Origin of the sequence: Fictibacillus sp. 26RED30 (genome assembly GCF_015903845.1) — a bacterium.
In the GTDB taxonomy this organism is placed as follows: Bacteria; Bacillota; Bacilli; order Bacillales; family Fictibacillaceae; genus Fictibacillus; species Fictibacillus phosphorivorans.
On the sequence record NZ_JACZDV010000002.1, the window covers coordinates 97,207 to 111,705 of the forward strand.

The 14,499-nt window shown below is 43.3% G+C and carries 14 protein-coding genes; 6 read left to right on the top strand and 8 right to left on the bottom strand.

Annotated elements, in window-relative coordinates:
- Nucleotides 1-48: 48 nt before the first annotated feature.
- Genes IHV11_RS13195 through IHV11_RS13215 form a run of 5 tightly spaced genes read right to left on the bottom strand, consistent with a single transcriptional unit; the run spans nt 49 to nt 5,064 of the window.
- Entirely contained in the window at nt 49-1,110 is a 1,062-nt protein-coding gene (locus IHV11_RS13195; protein WP_197195079.1) for a BtaManbiosPhlase, read from the bottom strand.
- 13 nt (nt 1,111-1,123) lie between these two features.
- Nucleotides 1,124-2,047, bottom strand: coding sequence for an MTP-1 family protein (locus tag IHV11_RS13200; protein ID WP_197195080.1), 924 nt, complete (start codon nt 2,045-2,047; stop codon nt 1,124-1,126).
- A 17-nt stretch (nt 2,048-2,064) separates the two neighbouring features.
- Entirely contained in the window at nt 2,065-2,892 is an 828-nt protein-coding gene (locus tag IHV11_RS13205; RefSeq protein ID WP_197195081.1) for a carbohydrate ABC transporter permease, read from the bottom strand.
- The gene (locus IHV11_RS13210) at nt 2,879-3,751 is read right to left on the bottom strand and encodes a carbohydrate ABC transporter permease (RefSeq protein ID WP_197195082.1); all 873 of its coding nucleotides are present in this window, start codon (nt 3,749-3,751) and stop codon (nt 2,879-2,881) included. Before IHV11_RS13210 ends, IHV11_RS13205 begins: the two co-directional genes overlap by 14 nt.
- Entirely contained in the window at nt 3,748-5,064 is a 1,317-nt protein-coding gene (locus tag IHV11_RS13215) for an ABC transporter substrate-binding protein (protein ID WP_197195083.1), read from the bottom strand. Before IHV11_RS13215 ends, IHV11_RS13210 begins: the two co-directional genes overlap by 4 nt.
- A gap of 309 nt (nt 5,065-5,373) precedes the next feature.
- Here IHV11_RS13215 and IHV11_RS13220 point away from each other — a divergent pair, with 309 nt between their 5' ends.
- Nucleotides 5,374-6,387: a LacI family DNA-binding transcriptional regulator gene (locus IHV11_RS13220; protein WP_197195084.1), complete on the top strand. Its 1,014-nt coding sequence runs from the start codon at nt 5,374-5,376 to the stop codon at nt 6,385-6,387.
- A gap of 262 nt (nt 6,388-6,649) precedes the next feature.
- On the opposite strand, the gene manA is transcribed toward IHV11_RS13220, so the two are convergent.
- A complete protein-coding gene (gene manA, locus IHV11_RS13225) occupies nt 6,650-7,609 on the bottom strand; it encodes a mannose-6-phosphate isomerase, class I (protein ID WP_197195457.1) in 960 nt (319 codons plus the stop codon).
- A gap of 217 nt (nt 7,610-7,826) precedes the next feature.
- On the opposite strand from manA, the gene pxpB reads away from it, so the two are divergent.
- From pxpB to IHV11_RS13250, 5 genes are read left to right on the top strand one after another with little or no spacing between them, the layout of a single operon-like run.
- Nucleotides 7,827-8,528, top strand: coding sequence for a 5-oxoprolinase subunit PxpB (pxpB, locus tag IHV11_RS13230; protein ID WP_305069362.1), 702 nt, complete (start codon nt 7,827-7,829; stop codon nt 8,526-8,528).
- Nucleotides 8,525-9,538, top strand: coding sequence for a biotin-dependent carboxyltransferase family protein (locus IHV11_RS13235; protein ID WP_197195085.1), 1,014 nt, complete (start codon nt 8,525-8,527; stop codon nt 9,536-9,538). Before pxpB ends, IHV11_RS13235 begins: the two co-directional genes overlap by 4 nt.
- A gap of 15 nt (nt 9,539-9,553) precedes the next feature.
- Nucleotides 9,554-10,744 (top strand): NRAMP family divalent metal transporter, encoded by a 1,191-nt coding sequence (locus IHV11_RS13240; RefSeq protein WP_197195086.1) that lies wholly within the window; start codon nt 9,554-9,556, stop codon nt 10,742-10,744.
- 27 nt (nt 10,745-10,771) lie between these two features.
- A complete protein-coding gene (locus IHV11_RS13245) occupies nt 10,772-11,563 on the top strand; it encodes a putative hydro-lyase (protein ID WP_197195087.1) in 792 nt (263 codons plus the stop codon).
- Entirely contained in the window at nt 11,564-11,833 is a 270-nt protein-coding gene (locus tag IHV11_RS13250; RefSeq protein ID WP_197195088.1) for a hypothetical protein, read from the top strand.
- 120 nt (nt 11,834-11,953) lie between these two features.
- Here IHV11_RS13250 and IHV11_RS13255 read toward each other — a convergent pair whose 3' ends face one another.
- Together IHV11_RS13255 and IHV11_RS13260 are read right to left on the bottom strand one after the other, a co-directional pair.
- Nucleotides 11,954-12,763 carry a YihY/virulence factor BrkB family protein gene (locus tag IHV11_RS13255; RefSeq protein ID WP_197195089.1) on the bottom strand — a complete coding sequence of 270 codons (810 nt, stop codon included), beginning with the start codon at nt 12,761-12,763 and terminating at the stop codon, nt 11,954-11,956.
- A gap of 425 nt (nt 12,764-13,188) precedes the next feature.
- Nucleotides 13,189-14,481: a hypothetical protein gene (locus IHV11_RS13260; protein ID WP_197195090.1), complete on the bottom strand. Its 1,293-nt coding sequence runs from the start codon at nt 14,479-14,481 to the stop codon at nt 13,189-13,191.
- Between the last annotated feature and the right edge of the window lie 18 nt (nt 14,482-14,499).

Below are 14,499 nucleotides of genomic sequence, written 5' to 3' on the forward strand. Positions count from 1 at the left end.
ACTCCGTTTTCATATTCTATTAAACAAATGTTTAATTTGTTTGCATCCTTACAAATACTTCATCGACTCTAAGATCTCCTGCAAACTAAGCTCGGCACATGCCATTGATGTATCTGCCACACCATAATACATCTTAACAACATCACCTTCAACAAGCACTCCGCACGAAAACACTACGTTACCAAAGAATCCGTCGACTTCATAATCCGCTTCTGGTTCTAGAATGGGTGTCTCTGATCTTGCGATGACTTTACTTGGATTCTCTAAATCTAGTAAGACCGCCCCCATACAATATCGATCTTCTTTTGATGCACCATGATAGAGTTCTAGCCAGCCGTGCTCTGTTTTAATCGGAACGGCTCCCCCGCCGATACGACCGTTATCCCACATATCTTCACGCAATCCGATCAAGTGTTTGTGGTTCCCCCAGTGTAAGAGGTTGGTTGATTCCGCGATCCAGATTTCAGGTGACCCCGTACTTTTAGGAACAGGGCGATGCAATGCATAATACAATCCGTTTATTTTTTCAGGAAAAATGAGCACGTCTTTATTTTCTGGACAAAAAATCATACCGTGATGCTCAACCTGCTGAAAATTCTTTGTTGATACAAGTGCCTCACCCACACCAGCTGCAGAAGCCGCACTATAATATATATAATAAGTATCCCCAATTTGAGTAACGCGGGGGTCCTCAATACCGAAAGTTTCCTGTTCATTTGACGGATAGATAAACGGCTCATCATCGATTGTAAAATTCCTGCCATCCTTACTTCGAGCTAGACGAATATAAGATAATGAAGTCAGATACGAAAAGCTCTTTCCATTTTTCTTTTCACAAATCACGCGCGGATCGGAGTAATCAAAACGCTCATCATCTAGACTCAATGAGTGAATCTCAAGCTTACCTGTTTCATGATTGTAAACAGGTGCTTTTACTATATTAGGATCATCACTTATGGGACGCTCTGCCACACGCAAGAGCATGATAACTTCCCCTTCATACTGTGCAATGCCAGCATTAAACGCACCGATTACTTCAAAATCATCACGATGCGGCTTTACATCCCGAGGTGTAACGAGCGGGTTTTCTTCATAACGGTATACATTCATGTTGCTTATCCCCTTATCTCTCATATTGTAAGAACGGATCTTTGATAGTGATCCGATGAGCCTCAGCATCACTTATACCTGCATAAAATACTGCTGTACCGTCTTCTTTCCGCACAAGCCCACCGCTAAATACAACATCTATTAAATCTGTTCTTTTGGACGCACCTGCCAAAAAATCATCCCGGATGGCAATAAGCTGAATGTCAGTATGTTCCCCTGTTTCTGGATTCAGAGAAAATACCATCGGGTAGTAATGACGATTTCCTTCTTCATCAAAACGTGCGATGTGTCCGAGCACACCTACTCGTCCGTTCTTTAGGATGTGAAGTTCATTTGCCCCACCCCATTCACCTTCAGCAAACTGTCCATCTAAAAGAGGTGCGTCTTCAATGTCCTTTATAGTCAACTCATTTAATGATGATATACGCACAAAACCAATCTTCCCTCGTCCGCCTTTCTCTCCTTGGGGACGGGTTAGTACCGCGATGCTTCCATCACTTAATTCAGCAAGCCGCAGATCCTTCATCCCATCAGGTCCTGCGAAAAACAAAGTCAGATCATCGATGGAAGAACCTTTGTAAAACACCGTCCTCCAGCCGAGGGCCCCTTCATTCGTAGGATGCGGGAAGGTCTCTACCCCTCCTAGAATGAGCTCACCAGATATTTTTGTTACAAAAGGGTCTTGTAGTTGAAGAACCGTTGCACCTTCTTTTGGCATCCATACACCATTTTGATTTACGAAGAAATAAACATCTGAATGCTCGCTGTCACGCGATTCAACACGTCCTGCGATCACAAGCTCTCCATTATCTAGAAATGGGGCAGTAATGTTATAAACATCACGTTCACCTACACCCGTAAACGATAATTTTTTCGGATTCTTCGGCTGCTCTTTTTCCAAATATTCTTCTACTAAAACTTCGCATTTTTTTATCATACTTATTCTCCTTCAACCTATTTAAGCGTAAACTGCATACCTTCTTTAAACTGTTTAGAAAAACATAAAAACAAGATGATGATCGGCACTGTCAGTAAAACCGATGCTGCGTACATCGGACCAGGATAACCGCCGTATGGCCCAAACATCTGTGACAGAAGGACGTTAAGCGTCAGCATGCTGTCACTGCGAACAACGATCATATCCCACAGAAGCTCTGTCCATCTTTCCATGAATAAGAAAAGGAAGACAACAGTCGTAATGGACTTTGACATCGGCATCACAATTTTATAGAGGATCTGAAAGTTTGAAGCTCCGTCCAATTTTGCCGCTTCAATAAACGTATCAGGTATCGCTCTAAAGAAGTTCGTGTACATGAAAACAGCCCACAGACTTAATGCTTTTGGCAAGATCATCGCCGTATACGTGTCATAAAGTCCCGCGTTTTGAATGATTAAAAAGGTAGGGATCAGCAAGATGATCGCCGGAAAGAACATTTGAAACAATACGGCGTTATTTATAAAATCGCGGCCTTTGAAGTTCAGTTTTGCAAGCGCAAAAGCAACCATCGCACCTGTAACCATCATGAGCGCCGTCGATGCCGTCGATACGATTACACTGTTAAGAAAAGCCTTTAACCATGGTCTGGCAATACCTGCTTCTCCTCCTGAAAATAGCCATTCATAAGAGCGCAGCGTGAACTCAGTCGGTATTGCCTTCTTATCCACTTGCGTCCAGTCGGCAAACGAATTGAAAACCATATAGAGATAGGGAAAAACCATAACGATAAGTAGCGCAAATGCTATAACATAGCGAAAAGTTAACCCTTTTTTAGACCCAACCATTTCGTTTCCCCCACATCTCTAATAGTTTTCTGATCACAAAGATGGATGCGAACGTCACGACAGAAGCAATGATCGCAACAGCAGACGCGTATCCTGCACTCAAGTTCGTAAACGCTTGTTTAAAGATCTCCATCTGCCAAGTGTTTGTCGCATAGTTTGGTCCGCCTCCAGTCAGCTGGTAAACCTCGGTGAAGATTCCGAACGAAACTCCGATGGAAAGGATCAACACCGTAAATAAAGCAGGATACAACAAGGGAAGCGTAATTTTCCAAAAACGCTGTGATGAAGTCACTCCGTCAATGGCAGCTGCTTCATAAACATCTTTATTAATGCCCTCGAACCCTGCCGTCAGAATGAGAGCGTAATAACCGGTAAATTTCCATGCGATGATCGCTGCAACGACTAATAGTGCAGATAGCGGCGTGCTCAGCCAGTCGATCTCAATTCCGATATTTCGTAAGAACACATTAAAAGCACTGTTGTGTGACAATAGGCCTTTTACAATCAGGGACGATACTACCCCAGACGCTAAATAAGGCAAGAAGAATCCGATTAAAAATAACCCTTTAAAGCGTGGCAGACCATGAATAACAAGAGCTACTGCAAGTGATGAAACGATGACCATCGGCACGAAAGCCGCCATGAATTTGAACGTAACGAAGAACGCAGCTTGAACACCAGGATGTTTCACTGCCTCTATAAAATTATCAAATCCTTTAAAATAATAAACGGGGGAGATCAAATTCCAATCCGTAAATGATAGATACATAGACCATATGAGTGGGATCGCGAAAAAAACGATTCCATATAAAAGGTAAGGACTGGCGAATAGCCAGCCCGTCCCGTTTGTTCTCTTCATTTCTTAAGTTCCTCCTTTATGGCTTTCTTCATCTCATTCCAGCCTTTTTCAGGATCAACTTCTCCCTTCACAACAGGGTTCACAGCGTAACGGCCGATATGTGTTTGAAGTTCGTTGTATTTGGCGTTATCAATGGAAGGAATTGCGTTTGGAACAGCTTCTGCATATGGTTTTAATACAGGATTTTTATCAAAGAACGCTTTAAATGATTCATTAGTAGAGAGATCATCTCTTGCTGGTGGTAGTTTTGTCGTCTCTAACCATTTCAGATCGTTCTCTGGATTTGAATACACGAAATTCATAAACTCCATAGCCGCTTTTCGTTCTTCTTCAGTAGCTGAAGCATAGACGACGATTCCTTTCGTATCAGCGAACGTGTTAATGTTTTTCACCTCTGTACCGTCCGGAACAGGCGGAAGTGAAAGCCCAAAGTTTTCGTTGTACTTCATTTCAGGAAACTTTTCTTCCCAATAACTGAATGTCCAAGGACCAAGATCTGTGAAGATGCCTAATGCACTTTCAAATGGATCTGTCGCTTGTTTTGTTAAAAGAGCCTTTTCTTTTCTCAAGTCGTCCATAAATTTCAGAACCTCTACACCGGCTTTGTCTTCAGCGACGAACTTGTCACCTTCGATAAAATTATTTCCGCCTGAGGCAGCATCATATAGCATGAAGAAGTCGAACCATCGCTTCCAAGCCGTTGGATCAGCAAGGTCCCCCTTCGCCCATAGATACTTATCAGGGTATTTTTCTTTTAATTTTTGAGTAGCATCTAGAACTTCGCTATATGTTTGTGGTATTTCGTTAACTCCGATTTCTTTTAATACATCAATCCTCCACCCAAATAACATAGGATTAGAGTAGATTGGCATTACATATTGATTGTCATCCGAAAATTTCCAGGTTTTTATCGTATCTGTCATGTTGCGATTTTTCAGCAGCTTCTCCCAACCTTCGATCTCGTTGAGCGGAACGAGCGCTTTGCTTTCAGCGAGTTGAGCTGCAAAACCACGGTTTATGTTCTCAGACATCGTTGGAGCACTCTTACCTGCGATCGCCGATTGAATACTCGCTTCAGATGTTGGGCTTTCTTTAATAGGGCTTACTTTTACGTTAATCTTTGGATTCTCTTTTTCAAACTCCTTCGCCATATCTTTCCAATACACTTGCTGTGTTGGATTAGGAGCAGCCCAGAACTCAATAGTTGTTTCTCCATCGGCTGATTTATCCCCATTACCCGTAGAACAACCGGCAAGTGCCGATGCACCGATACACGCTGTAAGGAAAAGAGATGCTACCTTTTTCATCTTCATTAAAATATCCCCCTTGTTAAACTGAATGGTTAACCTGCGACACACAATGAAAGCGATATCATTTCATGCTAAAAAAACATGGAAGAGCTAAAACATTACAAAAATTATATTGAATGATTTGTAATGTAATTTGTAACATTACGTAAGGTGATTATCACACTTGTTTCATGATCTGTCAAATCCTTTTTTATGACGATTCACTCTTTTTACCTCTTTAATATACGAATCACATTTACATCTTATAAAATTTCCAGTATATTTAATTTGTAACGTGACAAAATCTTTTTTCAAGGAAGGTTTGTTTAAGTAATGGCTAAAAAAGTATCCATGCAAGATATTGCAGATGCCTTAAATATTTCTAAAAACTCTGTGTCACAGGCTCTGTCTGGTAAAGCTGGTGTGAGTCCTGCCACCCGGAAGAAAATACAAAAAACAGCAAATGAATTGGGATATCACTACAAGACGATGGCTTCTCGATCCGATTCTCATCAAACAGGCAACATCGGACTGATCGCATCTGATTTCGCGTTTTCCCTTCAAAGCTTTTTTGGAGAAATCTATTTAAGTGTAGAAAAAGAGGCAACGAACAGAGGGTTGAATGTTCTTATTCAATCTATTAGCAATGAGATGAGGGATAACCTTACTCTGCCTTCTTTTATTGAGAATAAACAAGTGGACGGCGTGCTCATCCTTTCTCACATTAGTACAGACTATATGAACAAAGTGATCTCTACCGGTATACCAACCGTAACGATTGATCACCACCATCCTTTGATCCAAGCAGATGCAATACTAACGAACAATCGGTTCGCAGCGTATACCGCTGTCAAACACCTCATTGACCTAGGGCATGAGAAGATCGCTTTTGTAGGTGATACTCGGTTCTCGCCAAGTTACCAAGAGCGACTCGAGGGTTATTTGTTGGCATTACAAGAACACAAATTAGCTGCGGATGACAATCTTATCTTCTCCTCTGTTGAAGAAGATGAAAAATCCGTCAAGGACTTGATTACAACGGTATCGACACCGCCAACGGCATGGTTCTGTGTGAACGACGGACTCGGATTTTTCGTACAGTCCTCTCTGCAACGAAATGGAATTCATGTTCCAGAGGAGGCGTCCGTATGCAGCTTCGATAACGGACAACTATCTCGGTTAGCGAACCCCAAGATTACAACAGTGGATATTGATCTGCAGTTGTACGGAAGAAAAGCAATCGAGCAACTTGTTTGGCGGATGGCTAATGAGGATGAACCAATCACAGAATTGTTGCTGCCGGCAAAACTGTTGAAGCGTGAATCTACTATGAAAGTAAACGATTAAGAGGTAGATCTAGCTGGAAATCGCAGGGTAGGTAGTTTATGTGGGTTTTTACGCTACATGTTTTTATATTTGTTACACGTTCGCCGATAAAAGTCGAGATTCCACCGGTAAGATGTGTATTCCACCTGTGATGAGCTTCTGACCACCGCTAACTCTACTATAACCACATGAAAACTACACCTTTTCACCGTTAAGCTTCTCACAACACCTCTATCCAACAAAAAACAACCGGAATTCCAACATTCCGGTTGTTTGTTCTTCTCTATAGAGTCGGATGTGACACGATGAACCGTGCATCACCGTTCATTCCGAAGCTTTTTATTGTGGAAGGAACGATAAAATGGTCACCTTTACTAAAAGTAGACGTCGTTCCACCTTCTACCTTCAGTTCCCCTTCACCATCTAAGACGCTTACGAGCAAATAAGATGGATTATCGACTTCCGAAACATCACCAGCTAGATTCCAATGATAAACGGTAAAGTAGCTCTCTTTCACCAGTTTTTTGATTCTTAAGTCATCGTTTCCTGACAACACCGGTTCGAAGTCAGCGTCTTCATGTGGAATCATCGCGACTTCAATCGATTTTTCGATGTGCAGTTCGCGCAGATTCCCCTCATCATCACGACGATCGTAATCGTACACACGATACGTAACATCTGAGCTTTGCTGCGTTTCAAGAATCATCGTGCCTGCGCCGATCGCGTGGATCGTTCCGTTCGGTACATAAACGAAGTCACCTGGCTTGATCGCCATTTTACGAAGCAGCTCGTCCCAACGGTTATCGTTAACCATCTCTTCAAACTGAAGTTTAGAACCTGCGTGATGTCCATAAACAAGCTCTGCTCCTGGCTCACAGTCGATCACATACCAACATTCTGTTTTACCGAATGCCTCACCTTCTACTTCTCGCGCATACGAATCGTCGGGATGTACTTGAACGGACAGGTCGGTCTTTGCGTCTAAAATTTTTACAAGCAACGGAAAGTCTTCACCTTCTTGGTCAGCAAAAAGTTCTCGATGCTTATCCCAGACCGAGTTCAGCGTCTCTCCTTTTAATGGTCCGTTCACGACTTCACTCGGCCCGTGCGAATGGGCGGAAATTCCCCAGCACTCACCTGTAGTTTCAGTCGGAATCTTATAACCGAACTCATCGCGAAGCTTCGTACCGCCCCAGATTCGGTCCTTGAATACAGGTTTTAGAAAAATAGGTTCATTATACACGCTTTTCACATCTCCCCACATGGGTATAGTCCCTCCCATTCTAAACGTTTGTTTAAAGATAAACCACCTGATACCATAAAAAAATCGGACTAGAAATTATTACTATCGGGAATCTAAGAATGTAGGTTTGATTTTGTCACATATTCCGATATACTAGACCTTTATAAATATACAAATATTCTGATTAATTTTACATAAAAAGACAGGAGATCTGACGATGAAATTTACCATTGAGCCACTTGGCGATAACAGCATGATCATTGAACTCGGACAGGACATGAGCCATGAGATCCAGCAAAAAGTCAAAAAAGTCTCCGCTTTCTTTGAAGATCATAGCTTTGATTGGGTGATTGAAACCGTTCCTGGTTTTACGACTGTGGCTGTTTTTTATGATCCTTTGAAAATCAAGACAACGACACTTCCTTATGATGAAGTATGCGCATTTTTGGAACCGCTTTTAGAAAAGTTAGAGGTTGATGGTGATGCTGAACCTCGTGTGGTGGAGATTCCCGTCTGTTACGGCGGTGAGTTTGGTCCTGACTTAGAAGAAGTCGCGAATCACAACGGACTCAGTGTTGACGAAGTGATTGATATCCATTCGAATGGTGAATACACCGTTTATATGATTGGTTTCGCCCCTGGCTTTCCGTATATCGGTGGCATGAGTGAAAAAATCGCAGCACCGAGACGAAGTAATCCGAGACTGAAGATTCCAGCCGGTTCTGTCGGAATCGCTGGCAAACAGACAGGCGTGTATCCAATCGAAACGCCTGGCGGATGGCAGCTCATCGGTAAAACACCGGAAAAGCTTTTCACTCCTGAAGGTGATACGCCTTCCCTGCTTCAAGCGGGTGATCAGATCAAGTTTGTACCGATCTCAGAAGAAGAGTTTCAAAGAATAGAGGAGGACGCGAGATGATTAAAATTACAAAGCCTGGCCTCCTAACGAGTGTTCAAGATTTAGGCCGTTACGGTTTTCAAAAATATGGTGTGATCACGAGTGGTGTCATGGACACGACTGCACATCGGATAGCAAATTCTTTAGTTGGAAATGCTGAGAATGAAGCAACATTAGAACTTACGTTGCTCGGACCTGATATGGAGTTTAAAGAAGATACGCTGATCTCAATCTGCGGGGGGAATCTTTCTCCTTCCATTGACGGAAAACCTGTGAAGTTATGGCGCTCGGTCCTTGTGACGGCGGGCAGCAAGCTAAAATTCGGCGGCTGTAAAACGGGATGTCGTGCATATCTCGCTGTTGCGGGCGGTTTCGATGTGCCAGAAGTAATGAACAGTAAATCTACATATTTACGAGCTGGAATCGGCGGACATAACGGAAAAGCTCTACAGAATGATGATGAGCTTTCTATCGGCGAACTCAGTGAGCTTTCCGGAAAGATAACTAGAGTTTTAGCAGCACAGCTTGGAGAGAATAAATTCGTGGAGATGCAATGGACGATCTCTTCTGATTTTATCGCCTCTTCTGCTTCTAAACCGCAAGTCCGGGTTATGAAAGGAAGACAATACGACTGGTTCACAACAGAAAGCCAGATGAAGCTTTTTACCGACCATTTTGAGGTTACTTCACAGTCAGATCGGATGGGTTACCGTTTAAAGGGACCTGAACTCGCTCTCGAAGAGAAACAAGAGATGCTTTCTGAGGCTGTAAGCTTTGGAACGATTCAAGTTCCCTCTGAAGGCAATCCAATCGTACTGCTCGCAGATCGTCAAACTACTGGCGGATACCCAAAGATCGGACAGATCGCCACGGTTGATCTCTCAATTATGGCGCAGCTTAAGCCCGGAGACAAAGTTCAGTTTGTCGAAGTTTCACATGAAGTGGCTCAACAACTCTACTTAGATCGCGAAAAAAAATTGCATCAGTTAAAACAAGGAATCGCACTTAAAATACGACAAGAAACGAAGTAATTTAGGAGGTACGTTATGAAGAAAGAGTCAAAAGCTAGTATTCTGCTAGGAGCCGCGTTCTTGATGGCAACATCAGCGATTGGGCCAGGGTTTTTAATACAAACGACGCACTTTACATCCATACTCGCAGCGAGTTTTGGATTTGTCATTTTAACATCCATCATCATTGATATCGGTGCACAGATGAATGTTTGGCGGATTATTGCAGTATCTGAAAGAAGAGCACAAGATATCGCGAACGCAGTTGTACCAGGCTTAGGTGTTTTCCTCGCTGTACTGATTGTCATAGGCGGACTTGCGTTTAACATCGGAAATATAGCCGGTGCTGGTCTTGGTCTAAACGTTCTGTTCGGTGTCTCCCCTACAATGGGAGCAGTACTCAGTGGTATCGTTGCCATCTTAGTATTCGTTGTGCGTGAAGCTGGAAAAGCGATGGACAGATTTACACAAGTTGCGGGATTCATCATGATCGCTTTGACTGTTTATGTGATGTTCACTGCACAGCCTCCTATTGGAGAAGCTGTGGCGAAAACGTTCGTACCTGACACGATTGATATTTTAGCCATTGTCACACTTGTCGGTGGAACGGTCGGTGGATATATCACGTTTGCCGGAGCACACAGGTTGCTTGATGCAGGTATTAAAGGAAAAGAAAGCTTAGGTGAAGTGACAAAAGGTTCGATCTCGGCAATCGGTATAGCATCTATCATGCGTATTTTCTTATTTTTAGCGGCGCTTGGAATCGTGTCTCAAGGACTTGCACTTGATCCTAAAAACCCGCCAGCTTCTGTATTCCAGTTAGCTGCCGGAAACATTGGTTATAAAATGTTCGGTGTCGTTATGTGGGCAGCTGCCATCACGTCTGTTGTTGGTGCAGCGTATACGTCGGTTTCCTTTATCCGTACGTTGAATGCAACACTCGAAAAGTATCATAAATGGATCATCATCGGTTTTATCGCTGTTTCAACCATTGTCTTCGCGCTCGTTGGAAAGCCAGTTGCGATTCTAATTCTAGTAGGGGCTTTAAACGGACTCATTCTACCAATTTCACTTGGTGTGATGCTGATTGCAGCATACAAACCTAAGATTGTCGGAGACTACAAACATCCGATGTGGATGACAATCTTTGGCGTCGTGATCGTTCTGATGATGGCCGCAATGAGTGTCTACACGATGTACACAGAAGTTCCGAAACTTTTCGCATAAATACTACTATAAAAAGGGGAGCTTGTTATGAACGCACTAGACCGTTTAACTCCAGTTGAAGCTCGTGAACTAATACGCCGCGGTGAGTGGAGGAAGCCAACAAGCGGACTCGCAAACGGCTTCACACAAGGAAATCTTGTGGTTTTGCCGAAAGATCTGGCGTTTGAGTTCCTCCTTTTCTGTCAGCGAAATCCGAAGCCTTGTCCGGTGCTTGATGTTACTGAGCCAGGTTCTGCTGTTCCTGCACTTGTTGCACCTGATGCCGATCTACGTGTGGACATACCGAAGTATAACGTCTATCGGCATGGCGAACTTGTTGAAGAGTGTACCGATATTACTTCGCTATGGAATGAAGACATGGTCGGCTTTCTGCTCGGTTGCAGCTTTACGTTCGAACATGCGCTGATGAATAACGGCATTCCTGTTCGTCATATCGAGCGAGGATGCAATGTTCCGATGTTTAAAACAAACATAGAATGCGAGAAAGCTGGACGTTTCGAAGGTCCGATGGTCGTTAGCATGCGTCCGGTTCCTGAAAAAGATGTCGTTCGAGCGGTTCAGGTCACAAGCCGCTTCCCTTCTGTTCACGGAGCACCAGTTCATATCGGTAACCCAGAAGCGATCGGTGTGCATGATTTATATCAGCCAGATTTCGGTGACCCTGTTCAGATTCATGACGGTGAAGTTCCTGTGTTTTGGGCTTGTGGGGTAACGCCTCAAGCCGTCGCGATGCATGTGAAGCCTGAAATCATGATCACGCATGCTCCCGGACACATGTTCATTACTGATGTTCGTGATGAAAAGTACGGTGTTTTGTAGTTGGAATCGTTAAATGAGGAGAGAATCTACTTTGGTAGATTCTCTTTTCTTTTTTGGGAATGGTTTTTTAGGTGTGAGGATGACAATTTAGGTACGAAAGTTGTTCTTTGCGGTGGTGACGAGCATTTTATCGGTGAAAAAGGTGCCTTCATCGGTGCTCACAGCAATGTTACCGGTGAATATGTTACGTTTACAGGTGGAAACAAGAACATTAGCGGTGAACGTGTAACAAATATTAAAACGCGTACCGTAAAATTTCCATTTGAATGATAAAAACTGTCTGAATTGTTTGGGGTCTGACCCGGGGTCAGACCCCAAACAATTTCACACATTCACTCACCCGCAAAAAAAGACTAATCCCTCCAAGGGATCAGCCTCCAAAACTTACATCTATTCACTTTCCGCCGGGTACACCACCGTATTCAGCAATCCACCAAGTATGATGATCATCGCTGACAGGTAGAACCACAGCATCAGAACGACGAGACCTGCTACTTGCCCGTAAAGCGCAGAATAGTTACTTCCACTCACGTACGTAGCGAAGCCCATCGAAACGAGCTGCCAGCCGATCGTCGCAAGAAATGCACCCGGAAGTACATTTTTAAATCCAAGCTTGATGCTCGGGGCAAAGGAATATAGCATGATGAAAAACAATAGCAGAAACACAGTTCCTATTCCCCACTGGATAATGATCCATAGCTTTTGAAAAGCTAGGTTCGAAAAGATGCCTTCCAAATACACCCGCAGGATTTTTTCAAACAACGGAACAAATACAGAGAACAGAACAGCGATCATGAATCCAACGGTTAACAACAGACTTTCTAAGATCTGTTTTAGCATGTTCTCGTTATTTCGCACTTGGTACGCATCGTTCATGATACGCTTCATACTTTGAAAACCCATCGATGAAAGCCACAAAGTGACGATCAAGCTGAACGACAACAGATTTCCTTCTTGTCTCATAACGGTATAGGATAATGTCTTATCAATTAGATTGTATGTGCTCTCTGGCGCATACGGCTGGACTAGCTCTAAAATATTTTCTTCTCTTAGTGGTAAATATGTCAGCAATGAATAGATAACAAGCAAAAATGGAAAGACCGACATTAAAAAATAATAGGCCATCTGTGCCGATAAATCGTACACCCTCAATTTGAGAAATCGGTCACCTAGTTGGTTTAACACTTTAACGATATTCATGTTGCAACACCTCTTTAGTTAAAGCCAGTCCATAAGTACAGTAATATAATATATACGCAAAAAGTAGTCAAATCAGATCACTTTTTTGTAAAAAAAGTTTCAATTGTTGAATTTTTCGAGTGTTGGCTTGTTTAAGCGTGTTTCATTACATTTCTAAAACGAACCGAAAAATCATCTATGAGTCGTCACGAGACTTCTATGGGTCATCATAGCCTTTCTATGGGTCGTCATGAACATCCTATGAGTCATAAAGCGGTTTCTATGAGTCAAACCAATATTGTATGGGTCGTCGTTCACACTCTATGGGTCTTCAACATGTTTCTATGAGTCATCATTCTTGTCATCATTCCTGCCCCTCAAAGTCCCATCAAACCCACAAAAAAATGCCCCTCATCAGTATGAGAGACATTCTTCCTCGACCTATTCTATTTCACCGCTCGAGCAGCAGCTTCCACGAGATTAACTGTTTGATCCACTGTATTGCGGCGGAATTCCTTAAACTCCTCCGTCATATATACGGATTTGTCCTCTGGGTAAAATTCTTGTGCTGCTATATGCAGATGTCCACCTGGAATATCGGTCGCACCAAGACCTAAGCGAACGCGATTCGAGCGGTACATGCTTTCGTTAGACAGATAGCTTCCGCCTCCACCCTCTTTCGCTTTAGAGCCCGGTGTTGGTCCATCTTCATTACAAACTGCTGGGTCTTCAAAGTTTGGCGGCAGCCATTCACATACTTCATCATTTCGGAAAACGGGCCACGGTCCCGTTTCAGCCGCAATCATCTCTTCATATGGAAGAGTGGTTTCAATAAACTCCGGAAGCGGCTTTGGCATTGGCCAATGAGCTACAGGTGGTGTGACTTCCGCTCGTTCTTCGAGCTTGTTGTCAGCTCCCGTATGATAGCGTCCGGCATATCCTTCGATCGCCATCTTACGCGGTCCGCCTTGGCTGATGGTCATGATTAAGTCCACTTGTTTCGAGCCTTGCTTCAAAAATGGACCGAACGTGTTCTCCACAATTCCATCTTCAAAGTCATCCCATCGAACAGGGAAATTCGCCGCCTGTATCAAGGCTAGCCCATCACCTGTCCACACCCATCGTCCGTCGAGCTGCAGACCGCTTGCACCTGAAGGGTTGGTTCGTCTAAATTCTTGTTCAAGGCGGTACGGATCGAATCCACTCACAAGGATCCGCTTCACTTTTTTGCTTTTCGGATAATCGATCGTCGTAATGCCTCTTGATGTGTATTCTAACGATTTCATCAGCTTATCGCGTTGTTCTTTCGTCACGTTAAACGCAGGATCCCATTGTCTGAGAGCACTTGTCATATGTAATCTTGCCCAGTATAGTGGTCGATCATCATACGAATCGAGCTCACCTAAATCTGGTCTTTTTCCTTGAGCGCGGTCAACGGCTGTTTTCCATAATGCCGTTCCATGCTTCTGTATCACTTTTTCAGCTTTTTCTGGACTTCTTGCTGAACAGAGGTCTTTTTTAAAACGATCCACGTATGAGGTAAATTCACTTTCCTTCAATAACTGTTGCGGGATCGGTCTGCCATCCTCAATTCTCTCTTCTTCTGCTGTTAACGCTACATTCGAATCAAAGCAGCTTGTCTGATTCTTGGCTTCTGCTGTTTCACCATTTTCAAATATAACGACTCCGAGCAACAAAGCGCATGTCATTCCTATACTTCTTCCAAATGATATCTTCACGAAAACCCTCCTTTTGTT